18 protein-coding genes are annotated in these 18,029 nt (G+C 65.8%); 12 read left to right on the forward strand and 6 right to left on the reverse strand.

The window, feature by feature from the left end; translation table 11 throughout:
* The first annotated feature begins 8 nt into the window (after positions 1-8).
* Positions 9-1,430 (forward strand): pyruvate kinase, encoded by a 1,422-nt coding sequence (gene pyk, locus E3227_RS07840; RefSeq protein ID WP_136651555.1) that lies wholly within the window; start codon positions 9-11, stop codon positions 1,428-1,430.
* Positions 1,431-1,506: 76 nt separating this feature from the next.
* Here pyk and E3227_RS07845 read toward each other — a convergent pair whose 3' ends face one another.
* From E3227_RS07845 to pabB, 3 genes are all read right to left on the reverse strand, one after another.
* Positions 1,507-2,688, reverse strand: a complete 1,182-nt coding sequence (locus E3227_RS07845) for a zinc-dependent alcohol dehydrogenase (RefSeq protein ID WP_136651556.1) — start codon at positions 2,686-2,688, stop codon at positions 1,507-1,509.
* A 195-nt stretch (positions 2,689-2,883) separates the two neighbouring features.
* Positions 2,884-3,591 carry an aminotransferase class IV gene (locus tag E3227_RS07850; RefSeq protein ID WP_144318107.1) on the reverse strand — a complete coding sequence of 236 codons (708 nt, stop codon included), beginning with the start codon at positions 3,589-3,591 and terminating at the stop codon, positions 2,884-2,886.
* The gene (pabB, locus tag E3227_RS07855; RefSeq protein ID WP_246062657.1) at positions 3,588-5,501 is read right to left on the reverse strand and encodes an aminodeoxychorismate synthase component I; all 1,914 of its coding nucleotides are present in this window, start codon (positions 5,499-5,501) and stop codon (positions 3,588-3,590) included. Before pabB ends, E3227_RS07850 begins: the two co-directional genes overlap by 4 nt.
* A gap of 219 nt (positions 5,502-5,720) precedes the next feature.
* On the opposite strand from pabB, the gene E3227_RS07860 reads away from it, so the two are divergent.
* The 8 genes from E3227_RS07860 to E3227_RS07895 are packed head-to-tail and all read left to right on the forward strand — an operon-like array spanning position 5,721 to position 11,776.
* A complete protein-coding gene (locus tag E3227_RS07860; protein WP_144318109.1) occupies positions 5,721-6,023 on the forward strand; it encodes an urease subunit gamma in 303 nt (100 codons plus the stop codon).
* A 9-nt stretch (positions 6,024-6,032) separates the two neighbouring features.
* Complete coding sequence (locus tag E3227_RS07865; protein WP_144318110.1) at positions 6,033-6,443, forward strand: urease subunit beta; 411 nt, start codon at positions 6,033-6,035, stop codon at positions 6,441-6,443.
* A gap of 5 nt (positions 6,444-6,448) precedes the next feature.
* Positions 6,449-8,164, forward strand: coding sequence for an urease subunit alpha (gene ureC / locus E3227_RS07870; protein WP_144318111.1), 1,716 nt, complete (start codon positions 6,449-6,451; stop codon positions 8,162-8,164).
* An 11-nt stretch (positions 8,165-8,175) separates the two neighbouring features.
* Complete coding sequence (ureE, locus tag E3227_RS07875) at positions 8,176-8,667, forward strand: urease accessory protein UreE (RefSeq protein WP_144318112.1); 492 nt, start codon at positions 8,176-8,178, stop codon at positions 8,665-8,667.
* On the forward strand, positions 8,667-9,350 hold the full coding sequence (locus E3227_RS07880) for an urease accessory protein UreF (RefSeq protein ID WP_144318113.1): 684 nt from the start codon (positions 8,667-8,669) through the stop codon (positions 9,348-9,350). The genes ureE and E3227_RS07880 overlap by 1 nt, the downstream gene beginning before the upstream one ends.
* 11 nt (positions 9,351-9,361) lie before the next feature.
* Entirely contained in the window at positions 9,362-9,976 is a 615-nt protein-coding gene (gene ureG / locus E3227_RS07885) for an urease accessory protein UreG (RefSeq protein WP_144318114.1), read from the forward strand.
* On the forward strand, positions 9,973-10,818 hold the full coding sequence (locus tag E3227_RS07890; RefSeq protein WP_144318115.1) for an urease accessory protein UreD: 846 nt from the start codon (positions 9,973-9,975) through the stop codon (positions 10,816-10,818). Before ureG ends, E3227_RS07890 begins: the two co-directional genes overlap by 4 nt.
* A 31-nt stretch (positions 10,819-10,849) precedes the next feature.
* The gene (locus E3227_RS07895) at positions 10,850-11,776 is read left to right on the forward strand and encodes an urea transporter (protein WP_170228655.1); all 927 of its coding nucleotides are present in this window, start codon (positions 10,850-10,852) and stop codon (positions 11,774-11,776) included.
* A 239-nt stretch (positions 11,777-12,015) separates the two neighbouring features.
* Here E3227_RS07895 and E3227_RS07900 read toward each other — a convergent pair whose 3' ends face one another.
* Positions 12,016-12,324: an ArsR/SmtB family transcription factor gene (locus E3227_RS07900; RefSeq protein WP_006840017.1), complete on the reverse strand. Its 309-nt coding sequence runs from the start codon at positions 12,322-12,324 to the stop codon at positions 12,016-12,018.
* A gap of 98 nt (positions 12,325-12,422) precedes the next feature.
* On the opposite strand from E3227_RS07900, the gene E3227_RS07905 reads away from it, so the two are divergent.
* Genes E3227_RS07905 through E3227_RS07915 form a run of 3 tightly spaced genes read left to right on the forward strand, consistent with a single transcriptional unit; the run spans position 12,423 to position 15,147 of the window.
* Positions 12,423-13,481 (forward strand): FecCD family ABC transporter permease, encoded by a 1,059-nt coding sequence (locus E3227_RS07905; protein WP_144318117.1) that lies wholly within the window; start codon positions 12,423-12,425, stop codon positions 13,479-13,481.
* Positions 13,478-14,206 (forward strand): ABC transporter ATP-binding protein, encoded by a 729-nt coding sequence (locus tag E3227_RS07910; RefSeq protein WP_144318118.1) that lies wholly within the window; start codon positions 13,478-13,480, stop codon positions 14,204-14,206. Before E3227_RS07905 ends, E3227_RS07910 begins: the two co-directional genes overlap by 4 nt.
* Positions 14,203-15,147 (forward strand): ABC transporter substrate-binding protein, encoded by a 945-nt coding sequence (locus E3227_RS07915; RefSeq protein ID WP_246062658.1) that lies wholly within the window; start codon positions 14,203-14,205, stop codon positions 15,145-15,147. The genes E3227_RS07910 and E3227_RS07915 overlap by 4 nt, the downstream gene beginning before the upstream one ends.
* On the opposite strand, the gene E3227_RS07920 is transcribed toward E3227_RS07915, so the two are convergent.
* Together E3227_RS07920 and E3227_RS07925 are read right to left on the reverse strand one after the other, a co-directional pair.
* Positions 15,144-15,596 carry a nucleoside deaminase gene (locus E3227_RS07920; RefSeq protein WP_136651570.1) on the reverse strand — a complete coding sequence of 151 codons (453 nt, stop codon included), beginning with the start codon at positions 15,594-15,596 and terminating at the stop codon, positions 15,144-15,146. The genes E3227_RS07915 and E3227_RS07920 overlap by 4 nt on opposite strands.
* Entirely contained in the window at positions 15,596-17,986 is a 2,391-nt protein-coding gene (locus E3227_RS07925) for a glycogen/starch/alpha-glucan phosphorylase (protein WP_211346220.1), read from the reverse strand. The genes E3227_RS07920 and E3227_RS07925 overlap by 1 nt, the downstream gene beginning before the upstream one ends.
* Positions 17,987-18,029: the final 43 nt, after the last annotated feature.

The raw sequence follows: 18,029 nt of genomic DNA on the forward strand, positions 1-18,029 counted from the left end.
TGCACGAAGTGGATAGAAGAACCAAAATTGTTTGTACGCTTGGCCCAGCCGTGGCCAGCAAGGAAGCTATCGTCGGTCTTGTCCGTGATGGAATGAACGTCGCTCGCCTCAACTTCTCCCACGGCGACCACGCGGACCACGAACGCAACTACCGGTGGGTGCGCGAGGCCACCGACGAAACCGGCCACGCGGTCGGGATCCTCGCCGATTTACAGGGCCCGAAGATCCGCCTCGGCCGCTTCGAGGAGGGCTCCACGCAGTGGGATACCGGAGAAGAAGTCCGCATCACCGTTGAGGACGTCGTGGGCACACACGACCGCGTCTCCACCACGTACAAGCAGCTCGCGGAGGACGCGAAGCCGGGCGATCGCCTGCTTGTCGACGACGGCAAGGTCGCACTCGTGGTCACCGAGGTCGATGGCAACGACGTCGTCGCCCGCGTCACCGAGGGCGGGCCGGTGTCCAACAACAAGGGTGTGTCCCTTCCGGGGATGAACATCTCCGTCCCGGCGCTGAGCGAGAAAGACATCGACGATCTCAAGTTCGCGCTCAACCTGGGCGTCGATTTCATCGCGCTGTCGTTCGTGCGTTCGCCGTCCGATGTCGACCTCGTGCACGAGGTGATGGACGAGGTGGGTCGTCGCGTGCCGGTGATTGCGAAACTGGAAAAGCCCGAGGCTGTCGACGCGCTCGAGTCCATCATTCTGGCGTTTGACGCGGTGATGGTGGCGCGCGGCGACTTGGGCGTGGAGATCCCGCTCGAGCAGGTGCCGCTCGTGCAAAAGCGCGTAATCCAGATCGCGCGCGAGAACGCGAAGCCGGTGATCGTCGCTACGCAGATGCTCGACTCGATGATTGAGAATTCCCGCCCGACTCGCGCGGAGGCCTCCGACGTGGCGAACGCCGTGCTCGATGGGGCAGATGCGGTGATGCTGTCCGGCGAGACCTCCGTCGGTGTTGACCCGCACAACGTCGTGCGCACGATGAGCCGCATCGTGCGGGTAGCGGAGTCGATGGGCACCGTCCCACCGCTCAACCACATCCCGCGCACCAAGCGCGGCGTGATCGCGTACTCCGCGCACGACATCGCAACGCGCCTGAACGCGCGCGCGATCGTGACGTTTACCAAGTCCGGCGACACCGCGCGCCGCGTCGCTCGCCTGCACCCGGACCACCCGTTGCTGGTATTCACCCCGGTGCAGCAGGTGCGCTCGCAGTTGGCGCTGACGTGGGGCGCGGAGACCTTCTTGTGCCCGCAGACCAACGGCACTGATGAGATGGTCCGGTTGGTCGACGAGTACCTGCTCAGCATCGGAACCTACAGCAAGGGCGACACGATGGTGATCGTCGCCGGCACCCCGCCCGGAGTCAGTGGCACGACGAACACGATCCACGTCCACCAACTGGGCGAGGACACGCGCAACCCGTAGCGGGCGATTGCGCACCATAAACAAAGTTCCCGGCACCCATCAGGGGCCGGGAACTATTCACGTCGGATGAAGGGCGTTATCCAGCGACGGGGTCGAGGACGACCTTGATGCAGTTGTCCTCCTTGTCGCGGAACTTCTTGTACGCCTCTGGAGCTTCGGACAGCGGCACGCGGTGGGTTACTAGGTCATCGACACCGAGCGGATCGGAAGGATCCTCGACCAGCGGCATGAGGTCGGAGATCCACTTCTTCACGTTGCACTGGCCCATGCGCATCTGAATCTGCTTATCAAAAAGGGTCAGCAGTGGCATCGGGCTGGCCGCGCCGCCGTAGACTCCGCTGATGGAAATCGTGCCACCGCGGCGGACGAGGTCGATGGCCTCGTGCAAAGCGCTGAGGCGATCGACTCCTGCGGTCTCCATGACCTTCTGCGCCGCGGCGTCCGGAAGGAAACCGGCGGCGGTCTGAATGGCACCGCCGACGGGTGATCCGTGTGCCTCCATCCCCACGGCATCAAGCACCGCATCGGGGCCGCGGCCGTCGGTCATGTCTCGCAGCTCGGCGACAGTCTCATCACCGCCGGCGAATACCTCGATGCCGTGGCGTGCGGCCATCTCGCGGCGCTCCGCGACGGGGTCAATTCCGAACACGCGCGCACCCATGTGGCGTGCCATGCGAGCTGCCATCTGGCCGATCGGGCCAAGGCCGTACACGGCGATGGTGTCGCCCTCGCCCACGTCGGCGTACTTAACGCCCTGCCACGCGGTCGGCAGCACGTCGCTGAGGAACACGTAGCGGTGATCCTCAAGTTCGTTGCCCACCTTGATGGCGCCGAAGTCGGCGTGCGGCACGCGCAGGTATTGGGCCTGGCCGCCGGGGACGGAACCGTAAAGCTCGGAGAAGCCGAGCAGGGAGGCGCCGGAGCCCTTCTCGGTGACCTGGGTGGTTTCGCACTGGGAGTACAGGCTGTGGTCACACATCCAGCAGTGACCGCAGGAGATGTTAAACGGCACGACGATGCGGTCGCCGACTTTCAGGCCGGACGCGGAGCCGGCCTCGACGACGCGGCCCATCGGCTCGTGGCCCATGATGTCGCCCTCGTTCATGTACGGGGCCAAAACGGAGATGAGGTGGAGGTCGGAGCCGCATACGCCGCTCGAGGTGACCTCAATTATCGCGTCAGTGGGTTTCTCAATCGTGGGGTCGTCGACTGTTTCAACTGAGACTTTACCGGCCCCTTGCCACGTCAGTGCTTTCATGTGTTAATCCTCTCGTCGTTTGCGGAGCACGAGGTCGGCGCGCTCACTGGGTACGTGAATCACGATACGCCTCATGTGCGTGACGTGTCAGTAATCATTTTCAATTAGGGGGACTAAACGCACTGGCTGAGGTATTTTCGCATTTCAGCGGTCCCTTTAAAGTTTCAAGAAATTTTGGCTAAGCGTCGGTACATGCTAAAAATCTAATTGTTTATACCGCCACCAGCTGTGCCACTCCGACTCGCCGGGGCTGCGAGGTAGAAGCACCACAGCGGTATGCGAGACGATCCGGCGCACCGGGCTGATCCCGTGCAGGGCGTTGAGAAACCACATCGGCTTGGCCGGATCGAGGACACCGTGCGCGACATCGCAGCCGAGCTTTTTGGCTCGCTCGACGACGAGCGCCTCAGTCGTGCTGGGCAGGCGCGTGGCTTCGGGTAGCACGAGGGTCCGGCCATTCCAGCCGACGAGCGTGCCGGTGGTGGTTTCCGCGAAGTCTCCGAGAATGACGTCGTCCGTCCCCGCGATGGCGTGCGCGCGCCGGTGCTCGGCTAGCCGCATCAGATCGGGGCCCTTGAGCAGCGGCATCGTTCTGGGATCCGGTGCGGACACCAGAGTCAGGTCGGTCGATTCTCGCACCGGCGGCGCTGGGCGGATGTCGAGGCGGAATCTTTCCTCGTACACCGAGATGCGGGGGAACAGATCGGCGGAGGCGTCGAGAAGCGCGAGCGCGCTTTCCCACATCCCGGCCGGAAGCGGGCCAACCCCTGCGGCGAAGCGCATCCGGTGCAGCTCGAGCCCGCGGGCGCGGCCATATTCGTGGCGCCACGAGTCCGCGCAGTCGAAACCCTGCGGCGTATCACGCGTGGGAACCCAGCGGCCCTGCCACACGTAGGACGTCACGTCAGCCCCGCGATCACAGCGTTGGCCTTGAGCTGCAGCTCGGTGTATTCCGCATCGGCGCGAGAATCCCACACGATCGCGCCCCCGGCGCCCACTGTGAGCCGCTCACCCTGCTTGACCGCGGTGCGGATGACGACGCTGAGCTCCGCGTTGCCGTCGAAACCGAAATAACCGATCGCGCCCGAGTACACCCCGCGCGGGCCGGGCTCGAGGGCGTCGATAAGCGCGCACGTGCGCTCCTTCGGTGCCCCCGTCATCGAACCCGGTGGGAAGGTCGCACGCACCAGGTCGATCAGCCCGCGGTCGGGACGCAACCGCCCGGTAATCGTGGAGACGAGCTGATGTACCGTGGCATACGTTTCCACGGTCATGAGCTGCGCAACGTCCACAGTGCCGGGGACGGACACGCGCGCGAGGTCGTTGCGCAGCAGGTCGACGATCATGAGGTTTTCCGCCCGCGTCTTGGCGTCTTCCTGCAGTTCTTGGGCTCGGCGCTCGCGCGGCAGAGTGCCTTTGATCGGTTTCGTTTCCACCCGGTCGCCGCGCACGCGGAGGAAGCGCTCGGGCGAGCTGGAGAGCACCTCGATACCGCCGAGGCGCAGGTACGCCCCGAAGGGCGCGGGGTTGGTTCTGCGCAGCCGCGAATACAGATCGATTCCCTCGCCTGCAACGCGGGCCTCGTAGGTGTCGGTGAGGCACACCTCGTAGGAGTCGCCGCGCTCCAGCGCCCGCTTTACCTCACCGAAGCGCGCGTCGTACTCGCCGCCCGCGAGCCGCCACGAGCCTTCGCTTATCGACGCCCGCCCGCGGTGCGCGGATCGGGTTGTCACCGCGTTGCGCAGAGCGGCCATCAGGTGTTCAACCTCAGCCGTCTTCTCGTCTCCCCGGGCACAGACCATGAGGTGAGCGCGTTCTTGGACATGGTCGTAGACGATGAAGGACTGCGGCCGGATAAAGTACGCGTCCGGGTGCGCTCTGGCGTGGGTCGGGGAAAGCCCCGGCAGGGTCAGCGCGGCGCATTCATAGCCGATGAAGCCGACCCAGCCGCCGCGAAACGGCAGGTCGGGGAGCGTACTGGCAGCCACGCCGGCGGAGAGCTCGTCGGCAAGCAGGCTCAACACGTCGGGTCCGGGATCCGTCAGGCGGTAGCTCAGCGTTTTCGACAGCGACCCAGCCGTCGAGCCGATGATGCTGAATCCGTCGCCGGTTGCGGAGTCCAGCCAGAAGGCGTCTCCGCTCGAGCCCATAAGCGCTCGCGCGGTAGCCTCTGTGTCGATTGCTTCACCGACGCATTCGTGGTGCACTCTCCACGCGCCGAGGGCGAGGAAGTTGCGGAGCAGCTCTGCGCCGTACTCGGTCAGCACCGACTCGGGGTGGAACTGCACACCCCAGTGAGGCTGGCCTGCCACCTCGAGGCCCTGGACCACACCGTCCTCGCTGCGGGCGTGGACAACCACCCCGTCCGGGACGTTGTCGATGTGCAGCGAGTGGTAGCGCACGGCCGTGAAACCTTGCGGCAGCCCGGCGAAGATGCCCTCGCCGGAGTGGGTGATCGTGCTGGTGTATCCGTGCCTGGGGTCGGTGCGCCCGACCTCGGCCCCGGCGAGGTGGGCGAGGCCCTGATGACCCAGGCAGACCCCGAGGACGGGAATCCCGCCCGCCGCCTCGATCACGGCGCGCGAGCCCACGAAGTCGGCTTCGCACGAAGGGGTCCCCGGACCGGGAGAGATGACGATGTGCGAGAACTCACCCGCCTTTATGCGGCGGGGGAGGTCGAGGACCGTGACATCGTCCGCGCGCACGACCACCGGCTCGCTACCGGAGACTTTGGCGATGAGGTGGGCGAGGTTGAAGGTGTAGGAGTCGCGGTTGTCGATAAGCAGGATCAAATGCGGGCACGCGCCTTTCATTGACGTCGCGGCAGCGCAGCTCGCCGTGCGCCGTCCGTGGTTGGGTGGAAAGTGTAGCCCAGTTGCCCAGCGAGACAGCAGCACAGGCGCCTTAGAGCGGGCGGGGAGGAGTAGGGTTTTTTCTAACGCATTCGCACGACGCTTTTGCTCCCCGCACCGCAGTGAACAAACGCGCCGCTGAAGTTCCGAAGAATCACGTGAAAAGGAGTGTGACGCTGGATGTACATGGTGCCACGGGACAAGGAGAAGCTGCTGATCGTTGTCGCGGCAGATCTGGCCAGGCGTCGACAAGCGCGCGGGCTGAAACTGAACTACCCGGAGGCGACGGCGATCATCACCTACGAGCTTCTCGAAGGCGCGCGGGACGGGCGCAGCGTCGCCGAGCTGATGAACTGGGGAACAACGATCCTCACCCGCGACGACGTCATGGAAGGGGTGCCCGAAATGATTGAATCCGTGCAGGTGGAGGCCACCTTCCCCGACGGAACGAAACTGGTCACCGTCCACAACCCGATCCGCTAAGGAGTCACGATGCGCCCAGGAGAATACGTCCTAGCCAGCGAGCCCATTGAGTGCAACGCTGGCCGGGAGGCAATCGAACTAGAAGTCACCAACACCGGAGATCGTCCCGTGCAAGTCGGGTCCCACTACCACTTCGCCGAAATCAATCCATGCGTGGTTTTCGACCGGGATCGCACGCTCGGACACCGGCTCGACATTCCGGCGGGCACCGCCGTGCGCCTCGAGCCGGGCGACACAAGGACGGTTCGGCTCATTGCCCTCGGCGGCAAGCGCAAGGTCTACGGCTTCCACAACCTGGTCAACGGGCCGCTTGACGTGCGCAAGCCCGCGCGCGTCAACGTGATGGGAGAAGCCGGATACGGTTTTGCCGAGTACGGGGCCGACCTCTCGGATCCGAAGATCGTCGATAAGGAGGCTTAGAGCCCATGAGCTTCACAATGGACCGCGACAACTACACGGGACTCTACGGCCCGACGACCGGGGACTCCGTCCGTTTGGCGGATACCGACCTGTTCGCCACCGTCGAGCACGACTACACCACCTACGGCGAGGAAGCCACCTTCGGCGGCGGCAAGGTCATCCGCGACGGCATGGGGCAAAACTCCCGCCACGTGCGCGGTGACAACGTGCCCGATGTGGTAATCACCAACGTGCTGGTCATCGACTACACCGGCGTGTACAAGGCCGACGTCGCGGTGCGCGACGGCTACATCTCGCAGATCGGCAAGGCCGGCAACATGGACGTGATGGACGGTGTCGACATCACCATCGGCGTGGCCACCGACATCATCTCCGGCGAGGGCAAAATCCTCACCGCGGGCGGAATCGACACCCACATCCACTTCATCAGCCCGGACCAGATCCCCACCGCACTCGCATCGGGGATCACCACCATGTTCGGCGGAGGCACCGGCCCGAGCGAATCCACCCGCGCCACAACGATCACCCCGGGCGAGTGGAACATCTTCAACATGCTGCGCTCCTTCGAGCACTACCCGATGAACTTCGGCATCCTCGGCAAAGGGCACGGTTCATCCGTCGCCCCGCTCGCAGAGCAGGTGCGCGCAGGTGCTGCGGGCCTGAAAGTTCATGAGGACTGGGGTGCGACACCGGCGTCGATCGATACCGCGCTCAAGGTCGCCGACGAGTTCGACATCCAGGTCGCCTTGCACACCGATACCCTCAACGAGGCTGGCTTCGTGGAAAACACCCGAAACGCCATCGGGGGCCGCGTCATCCACACCTTCCACACCGAGGGCGCCGGCGGTGGGCATGCGCCGGACATCATCAAACTCGCTGGGGAATCCAACATCTTGCCGGCATCGACCAACCCGACGCTTCCATACACCGTCAACACCGTCGACGAGCACCTCGACATGCTCATGGTGTGCCACCACCTCAACCCCAACCTGCCGGAGGATGTTGCGTTTGCTGATTCGCGCATCCGTCCCGAGACGATCGCTGCGGAGGACGTGCTGCACGACATGGGGATTTTCTCGATTACCTCCTCCGACTCCCAGGCGATGGGGCGCGTCGGCGAGGTCATCATCCGCACCTGGCAGGTCGCTGATTCGATGAAGAAGCAGCGCGGCAAGCTCGCCGAGGACGAGGGAATCTTCGGCGACAACTTCCGCATCCGCCGCTACATTGCCAAGTACACGATTAACCCGGCCATCGCGCAAGGCATCGATGACTGGGTCGGTTCGGTCGAGGTGGGCAAATTCGCCGACCTCGTGCTGTGGGAGCCGCAGATGTTCGGCGTACGCCCCGAGTCCGTGATCAAGGGCGGCCAGGTCGTCTACACCGCACTCGGCGACCCCAACGCCTCGATCCCGACGCCCCAGCCGAACATGTACCGCGAATCCTTCGGCGCCCACGGGCTTGCGCTTTACCGCTCGTCGATCACGTTCATGTCCCAGGCCGCCATCGAGCGCGGCGTACCGGAGATCCTGCAGCTGCGCAAAAAGGTGCGCCCCGTCCACGGGATCAGGAACTTGACCAAGGCGGATTTGAAGCTCAACGACGCCACTCCCACGATCGCGGTGGACCCGGAGACCTACGAGGTCACGGTCGACGGCGAGCGGATCACCTGCGAGCCGGCGGCGACGGTCCCGCTGGCCCAGCGCTACATGCTGTTCTAGGAGGAAGTCTCATGATCATCACCGAGATTGCAGGCACCATCGACGAGCCCGAGATGGCGCGTCGGCTCGAGGGGGTGCACGTGGAAAAGGTCTCGCTGCCGAGCGAGGACCTGGTCAAGCGCATCCAGCGGGTGAGTACGGACCACGGGCGCGAGCTCGGCATCCGGCTGGTGCCGGGCGCGCCCGACCTGAAAGACGGCGACGTGTTGCTTCTTGAGGAAAACGAGGGCGGGCTCAACGCGGTGGTGGTGGCGACGCTTCCGAGCGACGTCATCGTCATCCGCCCCGACTCCATCCGCCAGATGGGGTTTGTCGCGCACTCGCTGGGAAACCGCCACCTGCAAGCCCAGTTCTTCGGCGCTGAGAGCGAGTTCGGCGCCGAGGTCATGGTGGTGCTCTACGACCACACCGTGGAGGACTTCCTCGCCCACCACGGCGTCGCGTTCGAGCGCCGCGAGCGCGTCATGGAAGTGCCCTTCCGCCACGCGGAGCACACCCACTGATGGCGGATGTGGCCCGCCTGCTCACCGGCATGCAGCTGGCAGATTCAGCGCTGCCGACCGGGGCGTTCGCGCACTCCTTCGGTTTCGAGAGCTACCTCGAAACCGGAGCGATCGATAGCGCCGAGGGCTTTGCACACTGGCTGGAGTCCTTTATCGCCCAGCAGCTGACGTTTACCGACGCGCTGGCGGTCCGTGCGGTGATGGCCGCGCGGGAAGCGCACGAGGTCGAGCGCCTTGATCAGCTGGTCACCGCCCAGGCCCTGCCCGCCCAGGTGCGCGAGGCCGGGATGACAATGGGCAAGCGCATGCTCACCATCTCGGCGGCGAACTACCCCAGCGATGCCCTTTCCGCCTACGCCGAGGCTCTCAAGGCGGGCCGCGCGTTCGGCCACCCGGCGATCGTGTGGGCGCTCGTGGCGCGGGATGCGGGCATCGACTCCGATTCCGCGGTGGCCCAGCACGTCTACGCCTGCGTCATCTCGCTGGTGCAGAACGCGGTGCGCGCCATCCCGCTCGGGCAAAACGCCGGGCAGCGCCTCATCCGGCAGGCGCAGCCGTGGGTGGTGGGCGCGGTGGAGGCGTCGCAAAGCCTGCGCGAAGAAGACCTCGGTGCGATCGCGCCGGGCTTGGAGATCGCGCAGATGAACCACGAGCGCCAGCTTTCGCGCTTGTTTATGAGTTAAGGAGAAATCACATGGATCCGGTCATTATCGGCGTCGGCGGCCCCGTCGGGGCGGGAAAGACGCAGCTGCTCGAGCGCATCTCGCGCGCGGTCGAGGGTGAGCTACACATGGCGGCGATCACCAACGACATCTACACCATCGAGGATGCGCACATCCTGGCGCGCAACTCCGTGCTTGACGACGCCCACATCGTCGGCCTGGAGACAGGCGGCTGCCCCCACACCGCGATCCGCGAGGACACCTCCATGAACGAGGCGGCCATCGAGGAGCTGAAGTCCCGCTTCCCGGACCTCGACGTCATCTTCGTCGAATCCGGCGGCGACAACCTCTCGGCGACGTTCTCGCCGGAGCTGGTGGACTTTTCCATCTACATCATCGACGTCGCCCAGGGCGAGAAGATCCCGCGCAAGGCGGGCCAGGGGATGATCAAGTCCGACCTGTTCATCATCAACAAGACCGACCTCGCGCCCTACGTCGGCGCCGACCTGGCGGTGATGGAGCGCGACTCGCAGGTGTTCCGCAAAGACAAGCCGTTCGCGTTTACCAACTTGAAGACCGACGAGGGCCTCGACCGGGTGCTGGACTGGCTGCGTCACGACGCCCTCATGCTGGACCTCAACCAGTGAGGGGAGGCCGCCTGCGCCTGCGCGTCGCCCGCGACGCGTCCGGCAGGAGCTTTGCGGCGCAGCAGGAGTTCTCCGGCGCGCTGCGGGTGATCCGCCCGCACTACCTCGACGACTCCGGCCAGGTCACCTACACGGTGATCAACCCTGGCGGGGCGTACTTCGGCGCGGATTCCTACTCGTTGGACTTCGACGTCGAAGACGCCGCCTCGCTTTTGGTGACCACCCAGTCGGCCACGAAAGTCTACCGCACCCCGCAAGGCCCGGCCGTCCAGCGGATGCGGGTTAACGTGGGGCGCGATGCGACGTTCGAGTACCTGCCCGACCAGCTCATCGTCTACCGCGAGGGCACCTACCGCCAGGAGTCCGTGGCGGTGATCGAACCGTCATCGCGGCTGGTGATGGGGGAGATCGTCACACCGGGGTGGTCACCGGAAGGAACGGCGTTTTCCTTCGACGAGCTGCGGATGCGCACCGAGCTGCGGCTCTCCACTGATGGTAGGGAGGTGCCGTTCGCCGTGGACAACTTGCGGCTCATCCCGGCGGCCGGCGACCTCGGTATGGGAGTGATGGAGGGATACAGCCACAGCGGGCAGCTCATCGTCGCTGGCCCGCAGCTCGCCTCGCGTGCCGACGCCTTAGCCGGCGCCGTCGACGCCGCACGCTCGCCGAACCTCCACTGCGCGCTCAGCCGCATCGGCGCGCCATGGCCGGGAGCGCCCGCGGCGTTTTCGATCCGCTCGCTCTCATCGAACACAGCTGACATCGCAGCACTCCACGACGCGGTGGTCGAGATCTGCCGAGAGGCGGATGGCCGCGGGCCGCTGCGGCTGCGCAAGTACTAGTTTTTATCAAGGACAAGGAGGCAATCGCGCCATGAGCGCGCTGAGTATGCACACCCCGGCGGGCGCCGTCGCGCCGGTGCTACGGGGCGTATCCCAGATTTTCTTCATCGCCGACTGGCGCACAGGCCTGCTCATCACCGCCGGAGTAGCGGTGTACAACCCGCTAGCGGCCATCTTCATGCTGCTCGGCGCCGCCGCGCAGGAGGTCGGCGCGTGGGCGATGGGGCAGGACCGGCAAACACGGAGCGAGGGCATCGCGGGCTTCAACAGGGCCCTCGTCGGTGTCGTCTCGTGGCTTGTGGCACCGACCATCGCGTCGGGGGTGTTGCTCGCGGTGTGCGGTGGCTTTGCCACCGTCGTTGTCTTCCAGCTTGTCGAGCGGGCCTTCAGCGCTCCCGCCTTGGCGCGCTTCGGCCTGCCCGTGTCCACGGCGCCGTTTTGTCTGCTTGCTTCCGCAATGTTCCTGCTTATCCCGACTCAGTCCGCGGGGACGGGCCCGACCTCGGACGGCGGTGTGATCGAGGGGTTCGGCCTGGGAGTGCTCAATGGCTTCGCGGAGGTCGTGCTTGCCGACGGCCCCCTTACCGGCGCACTCATCCTCGCCGGTGTGGCCCTGGGGGCGCCCGCGGTGGCGGGGTTCGGTCTGCCCGGGGCGGTCATTGCCACCGCCGCGGCCGACGTGGTGGTCGGTATCGAGCCCGCATCGACTGGACTGATGACGTACTCCGGTGTGCTCACAGCCATGGCGCTGGGGGCGGTTGTCCCGGTCGCATCGTCGCTGAAGTCGCGCGTCGGTTGGGCCGCGGCCGGGGTGCTGGTGAGCGTGGCGCTGACCGCCGCGCTACGCAGCGATTCCCTGCCAACGTTCACGTGGCCGTTCCTCTTCTCAACGTGGGTTGTCCTGGCCGCTGCTGCGGTGGGTAGATGCCGGCGCCGGGATGGTTCAGGCACACGCTAGGTGGCGCTGAACGAAGATCTGCCGGTGAGCCCATTGTGGGTGCCGTTATCGACAACTCCGTGCCAGCAGATAGAGGCGTCACTTTGAAAGACCGGGAAGCGGACGTTCCAGGCGGAGCCATTTTCAGGTGTGGTCGCGCCTTCAAACCTGGCCCACTTCCGACGTGCCTTAATAACCCGCACCACCGCGCGAGCCGTACCGCAGGCCCCGAAGAACGGCACATGCTGCCGATGAGCCTTCTAGCTTCCCGCGTGCCCGGCGCCGAAGAAGTGCAGCAGCTCGTGGACGCGGTCGTCGCGCATCCCGTAGAAGACCGATCGGCCCTCGCGCCGAGCGGTGACCGTGCCCGCGGCCTGAAGCGCCCGCAGCGCGGCCGATGCGGTGGCAAGTCTGATCCCGGTGGCCTCGGCGAGCTCGCCGACGGTCAGTGCGTGCTGCCCGGAGAAGTGGATCGCGCAGAGGAGTTTGAGGCGTGTGGCGTCGCCAAGCAGGCGAAACGTCGGCGCCCACTCGTCGGCGATGGCGATGGTGTGTTCGAGATCAGACATTCCGGCTCCTCACAGGCTCCATTATTCACCTGGGGAGTAGTGTGTGCTTGTGTGCAATAGTCAAACGATCAATTGAATGACCGATTAGGGAGGTGCCCATGGGCGACACGCTGGGGCTGCATCGCGCGCGCACCCGCGCGCTGGGGTGGTCGGCCGCGGCATTGTCCGCAACGGTCGCCGTCTGCGTGATCGCCGTGGCCGCCGGCCCCACGGTCGTACCCCCGGGAGTCGCCGCCGACGTCATCGGCCGCCACCTCGCGGGCGCTACGATCCCCGAGGAACTGGCCACGTACAGCAGCGTTGTCTGGGACATCCGCCTGCCGCGGGTCCTGCTCGGGGCGACGGTGGGTGCGGGGTTGGCGGTGGCCGGCGTCGTGCTTCAAGCGCTGGTGGCCAACGTGTTGGCTGATCCCTACATCCTCGGGATCAACGCCGGAGCGTCGACGGGCGCGGCGGCCGCGATCCTCTTCGGGGTCGGCACCGGGATCTTCGGCGCGCTCGCGCTGCAGGCGATGGCTTTTTTCGGTGCCGCCGCCGCATCCGTGCTCATGCTCGCTCTGGCGCGGGGCGGGGGCGGGTTGTCGTCGGCACGCTTGCTCATGGGCGGGGTGGCTGTCGGTTACGCGCTCACGGCCGTGACCTCCCTGCTCGTCTTCGCTTCCGATAATGCGCAGGGCGCGCGTTCGGTGATGTTTTGGCTGCTGGGCTCGCTGTCCATGGCCGCCTTCGGCCCGGTCCTCTGGGCCACCATCGCGGTGGTTTGTGCCTGCTGCCTGGCTTTTTGGGTTCTGGGCACGCGTATCGACGCCCTCACGCTCGGCGACGACGCCGCCCGAACACTCGGGGTGCACCCGGATCGCACCCGGCTTATCTTCGTCGTGGTGTGCTGCCTCGTGGTCGGTGCCGTGGTGTCGGTGGCCGGCTCGATCGGTTTCGTTGGCCTCGTTGTCCCCCACATCGCCCGCCGCCTCGTCGGCGGTCTGCACCGTCACGTCCTCCCCGTCGCGGCCGCGCTCGGTGCGGGCCTTACCGTGGCCGCCGACGTGGCCTCGCGCACGCTCTTGGCACCCCAGGAAATCCCGATTGGCGTGCTCACCGCGCTGGTGGGCGCCCCGCTTCTGGTCGTTCTGGTGGCACGATCGGGGGAGAAACAGTGATCGAGGCACGCGGTATCGAGTACCGCTCCATCTTGCGCGGGGTAGACGTAGAATGCGCGGACCGGTCAGTCACCGGCATCGTCGGGCCGAACGGGGCGGGCAAGACAACCCTACTGAAGTGCTTGTTCGGAGCGCTCACACCGACGGCGGGCCGGGTGCGTATCGACGCCACGGACCTCAACACACTCTCCCCGCGCGAGCTCGCCCGGAGAGTCGCGGTGGTCAGCCAAGAGCCCTCATTCAACGACCGGTTGAGCGTGGCCGAGCTCGTCTCGCTCGGGCGCCTACCGCACCGGGACCGGCGCGGTCGCGGGGTAGAAGAGGTCGCCACCGCATTGGAGAAGGTGGGCTTGCTGGGGCTGGCGCACCGGCCGCTGGACCAGCTCTCCGGCGGGGAGCGGCAACGCGCGATGATCGCCCGCGCGCTCGCGCAGCGCCCGCGCTACCTGCTTCTCGACGAACCCGGCAACCACCTCGACATCCACCACCAGCTCGACCTCTTCCACATTCTGCGCGAGTTCGACGGCGGCGCCGTGGTGGTGCTCCACGACCTCAACCACGCCCTCGACTACTGCGATGAGGTCTACGTCCTGGCTGACGGTCGCGTCGCCGCCGCGGGAGCCCCACGCGAGGTGCTCGTCCCCGAGGTGCTCGAGCCGATCTACAACGTCCGCGTCCACCGCGCGGGCAACCATGTGACATTCACACGAGAGGAACAACCGTGAAACCCACCTTTGCCCTAACCGGGATGACGCTTGCGGCCGCAACGCTGCTGTGCTCCTGCGCGCCGGCCCCGCACTCCGAGGCCGCCTACACCGTGGGCAACTGCGGGCGCGAGGTGGCGTTTACCCACGCCCCCGAGCGCGTCGTGCTGCAGGACTCCACAGCGGTGGCCACGCTGGATGGCCTCGGGGTGCTTGACAAGGTCGTGGCCAAGGCGGGCTTCTTCCCGCCCGAGTACTTCACCGATGCCGTCAACGCCCAGCTCGACGCCATTGCGTCGCTGTCAGACCGCCTCAACAGCACCGGGCACATCCAGATCACCAAAGAGGCCGTCATGGCCGAAAACCCCGACCTCATCATCGGCTACAGCGACACCGTCAACCCGCAGACCGCCGGGGAAGTCCCGATTCTCTCCGAGCCGGGGTTTTGCGGTGAGATCACCTCCGCGAGCTGGGCGGATGTCGACGCCCACATCGACCTCTACGCCCGCGCGATGGGCGTGCCGGAACGCGCCGGGGCGGTGAAGGAGGGCGTCGATACGCGCGTAGCCCAGCTCGATGCCTCCGTGGGCTCGGGCAGAAGCGTCGCGTTCGTCTACCCCGGAGTCGAGGGCGGGACGACCTACGGCTACGGCGCGGCTTCGATGGCGGCGCCGGTGTCCGAGTCGCTGGGCCTGCGCAACGTCTTCGCGGATGTCAGCGAGCGCGTCTTCGAGATCAGCGCCGAGCAGCTCGTTGCGGCGAACCCCGACGTCATCGTCGTGCTCAACTCAGGCGAGGACAACGCCGCAGGCGCCGTGACCTCCCTGCCCGGGGCGGACTCGATCGCGGCGGTGCGCTCGGGAGAGGTTATTCCGATGTACCTGTCATTTGTCGAACCGGCCTCACCGCTGAGCGTGGCAGGAGCCGAGGAGTTGCAGCGGGTGCTCGAGCTAAAGAGCTAGTACTCCACCCGATCGGAGTTGGCCGCCCACGCCTCGAAGGGCGCGTTGGACTGATCCAGCGGCACGTGGCGGAAGGGTGAGGGATCCGGGACACGCCCGACCATGACGTCGGAGATGAAGGAATCGTCGAAACCCGCGTCGGCGGCCTGAGCGTATGTCGCGGCGTAGTAGACCTCATCGATGCGGGCCCAGCGAATCGCCGCGAAACACATCGGGCACGGCTGGCCCGAGGCGTACAGCACGGCCCCCGATAACTGGTGGGTGCGTTGCGCCCGCGCGGCGGCGCGGATCGCCTGAACCTCGGCGTGCGCCGAGGGGTCACAGCGCGAAACTACCTCGTTGTGCCCCTCGTAGACGCCGCGTTCCGTAACCACCACGCACCCGAACGGGCCACCGCCCGTTCGCGCCGACTCCACGGCAATCTCGACCGCGCGCGCGAGGTGATCCATTACCGGCCCTCAATAGGCGTGCGCTCGAGTTTCCACACCTCGGTGGCGTAGTCGCTGATCGTGCGGTCGGAGGAGAAGCGGCCGGACTCGCAGATGTTGATCCAGCACATCCGCGCCCAGTGGTCCGGATCGGCGTAAAACTCCTCGCTCATGCGGTCGCGGGTGGCGCGGTAGTCGGCGAAGTCCCCCAGCACGTAATACACGTCGGGCTCGGCGCCCTGGCCGTCGAGAAGCGAGCCGCGGATGTCGTGGAAGACGCCGGTGGAGGCGTCGTCAAGCGTGCCATCGACGAGCGCGTCGAGCACGCGCTTGAGACCCGGGACGGACTCGTAGAGGGCGTGCGGGTTGTAGCCGCGCTTGAGCTCGGGCAGCTCCTCCTCGCGCGCACCGAAGACGTAGGCGTTGTCTTCGCCGACCGCTTCGACGATCTCGACGTTCGCGCCGTCCATCGTGCCCAGGGTCAGCGCACCGTTCATCATGAACTTCATGTTGGACGTGCCCGATGCCTCCTTGCCGGCGGTGGAGATCTGCTCGGAGATGTCGGTGGCCGGGATGATCTGCTCAGCGGGGGAGACGTTGTAGTTCTCCACGAACACCACCGTCAGGTACTTCGACACCTCGGGGTCGTTGTTGACCAGCTCTGCGATGGAGTTGATCAGCTTGATAATTCCCTTGGCGCGCGTGTAGCCGGGAGCGGCCTTCGCTCCGAAAATGAACGTGCGCTTCGGCACGTCACGTTCCCCGTCGTCCTTGATGCGGAAGTACAGATCGAGGATGTACAGGGCGTTCATCAGCTGGCGCTTGTACTCGTGCAGGCGCTTGATCTGGGTGTCAAAGATGGAGTCCGGGTCGATCTCGATGCCCTGGTGGTCGTAGATCCACGCGGCGAAGTCGCGCTTGTTCGCGTCCTTGATCTCGCGCAGCTCGCGCATCACCTCTGCATCGTCGGCGAAGTGGCGCAGCTCTTTGAGCTTGGGCAGGTCCGTGACCCAGGCATCCGATCCCAGCAGCCGGTCGAGCAGGGCGGAGAGTCGCGGGTTGCACATGCGCAGCCAGCGGCGCGGGGTCACGCCGTTGGTCTTGTTGTTGAAGCGCTCCGGGTACATCTCATACCAGTAGTTCAGCGTCTCGCGCTTGAGAATCTCGGTGTGCATCGCCGCCACGCCGTTGACGGAGTAGGAGCCGTAGCAGGCGATCCACGCCATGTGGACCTGCCCGTCGTGCACGGGCGAGAAGTGGTGCGCCGCCTCCGGGGCGATGCCGCGCGACTCCATGTCGATGCGGTAGCGGCGGTCGATCTCCACCACGATCTCCCAGATGCGCCAGAAGAGCTGCTTGAAAATCGCCACGTCCCAGCGCTCCAGCGCCTCCTCCAGCACTGTGTGGTTGGTGTAGGCGAAGGTCTTCGTGGTCACCTCCCACGCGTCCTCCCAACCCATGCCGTGGGAGTCCATGAGCAGGCGCATCAGCTCGGGGATGCCCAGCACCGGGTGGGTGTCGTTGAGCTGCACGGAGTTGTACTTGTGGAAGTCGCGAAGGTCCTCGCCGTGATGGACGATGTAGTTGTCAATCATCTCCTGCAGCGAGGCGGAGACGAAGAAGTACTGCTGGCGCACGCGCAGCACCTTGCCCGCGAAGGTGGTGTCGTTCGGGTAGAGCACACGCGTCAGATCGTGAACCGCCTCGCGCTCCAGGATGGCGTCGGAGAAGCGCTGCGAGTTGAACGCGTCGTAGTCGAACTCGTGCATCGGCTTGGCGTCCCACAGCCGCAGCGTGCCGACGTTCTTGGTGCCGTAGCCGGTGATCGGCATGTCGTAGGGCACCGCGCGCACGCTCATGTCGTCGAAGGTGACCACACGCTGCTGCGTGCCGCGGCGCACGATGAACGGGTAAAAGGATTCCTTCCAGGCGTCCGGGTGCTCCTTTTGGAAGCCGTTGACAAACTCCTGGCGGAAGAGGCCGTAGCGGTACAACAGGCCGTAACCGGTCAGCGGGTACTCCAGGGTTACGGCGGAGTCGAGGAAGCAGGCGGCGAGGCGGCCCAGGCCACCGTTGCCCAGCGCGGCGTCGTGCTCGGCGTCGAGCACGTCGGTGAGGTTGAAGCCGTGCTCGTTTGCTACCTGCTTGGCCTCGTCGACAAGCCCGAGGTTGGTGAGGTTGTTCAGCAGCGCGCGGCCCTGGAGGAACTCGGCGGAGAAGTACGCTTGACGACGCGTCGCCGCGTAGGCCTTGCGCGTCGCGTCCCAATCATCAGCGATTTGGTCGATAACGGCCGCGGACAAACCGGTCCAGTACTTCTTAACGGTTGAATTTTGCGGTGTCGCCCCGGAAAACCCCCGGACGTGGCCGGGGATGGATTCGACGAATGTTGGCTGGGCAGATTCGGACATTGTCGCCACCTTCGGTGTCGTGTGCTGGTGCAGTCAGCTACCG

The sequence above is a fragment of the Corynebacterium sanguinis genome (assembly GCF_007641235.1).
Lineage (GTDB): Bacteria > Actinomycetota > Actinomycetes > Mycobacteriales > Mycobacteriaceae > Corynebacterium > Corynebacterium sanguinis.

What these genes read in the sequence shown, in the direction of transcription:
- E3227_RS07845 (WP_136651556.1), bottom strand. Translation starts at nt 2,688, where the DNA reads ATGAAAGCACTGACGTGGCAAGGGGCCGGTAAAGTCTCAGTTGAAACA.
- pabB (WP_246062657.1), bottom strand. Translation starts at nt 5,501, where the DNA reads ATGAAAGGCGCGTGCCCGCATTTGATCCTGCTTATCGACAACCGCGAC.
- E3227_RS07860 (WP_144318109.1), top strand. Translation starts at nt 5,721, where the DNA reads ATGTACATGGTGCCACGGGACAAGGAGAAGCTGCTGATCGTTGTCGCG.
- E3227_RS07865 (WP_144318110.1), top strand. Translation starts at nt 6,033, where the DNA reads ATGCGCCCAGGAGAATACGTCCTAGCCAGCGAGCCCATTGAGTGCAAC.
- ureC (WP_144318111.1), top strand. Translation starts at nt 6,449, where the DNA reads ATGAGCTTCACAATGGACCGCGACAACTACACGGGACTCTACGGCCCG.
- ureE (WP_144318112.1), top strand. Translation starts at nt 8,176, where the DNA reads ATGATCATCACCGAGATTGCAGGCACCATCGACGAGCCCGAGATGGCG.
- E3227_RS07880 (WP_144318113.1), top strand. Translation starts at nt 8,667, where the DNA reads ATGGCGGATGTGGCCCGCCTGCTCACCGGCATGCAGCTGGCAGATTCA.
- ureG (WP_144318114.1), top strand. Translation starts at nt 9,362, where the DNA reads ATGGATCCGGTCATTATCGGCGTCGGCGGCCCCGTCGGGGCGGGAAAG.
- E3227_RS07895 (WP_170228655.1), top strand. Translation starts at nt 10,850, where the DNA reads ATGAGCGCGCTGAGTATGCACACCCCGGCGGGCGCCGTCGCGCCGGTG.
- E3227_RS07900 (WP_006840017.1), bottom strand. Translation starts at nt 12,324, where the DNA reads ATGTCTGATCTCGAACACACCATCGCCATCGCCGACGAGTGGGCGCCG.
- E3227_RS07905 (WP_144318117.1), top strand. Translation starts at nt 12,423, where the DNA reads ATGGGCGACACGCTGGGGCTGCATCGCGCGCGCACCCGCGCGCTGGGG.
- E3227_RS07920 (WP_136651570.1), bottom strand. Translation starts at nt 15,596, where the DNA reads ATGGATCACCTCGCGCGCGCGGTCGAGATTGCCGTGGAGTCGGCGCGA.
- E3227_RS07925 (WP_211346220.1), bottom strand. Translation starts at nt 17,986, where the DNA reads ATGTCCGAATCTGCCCAGCCAACATTCGTCGAATCCATCCCCGGCCAC.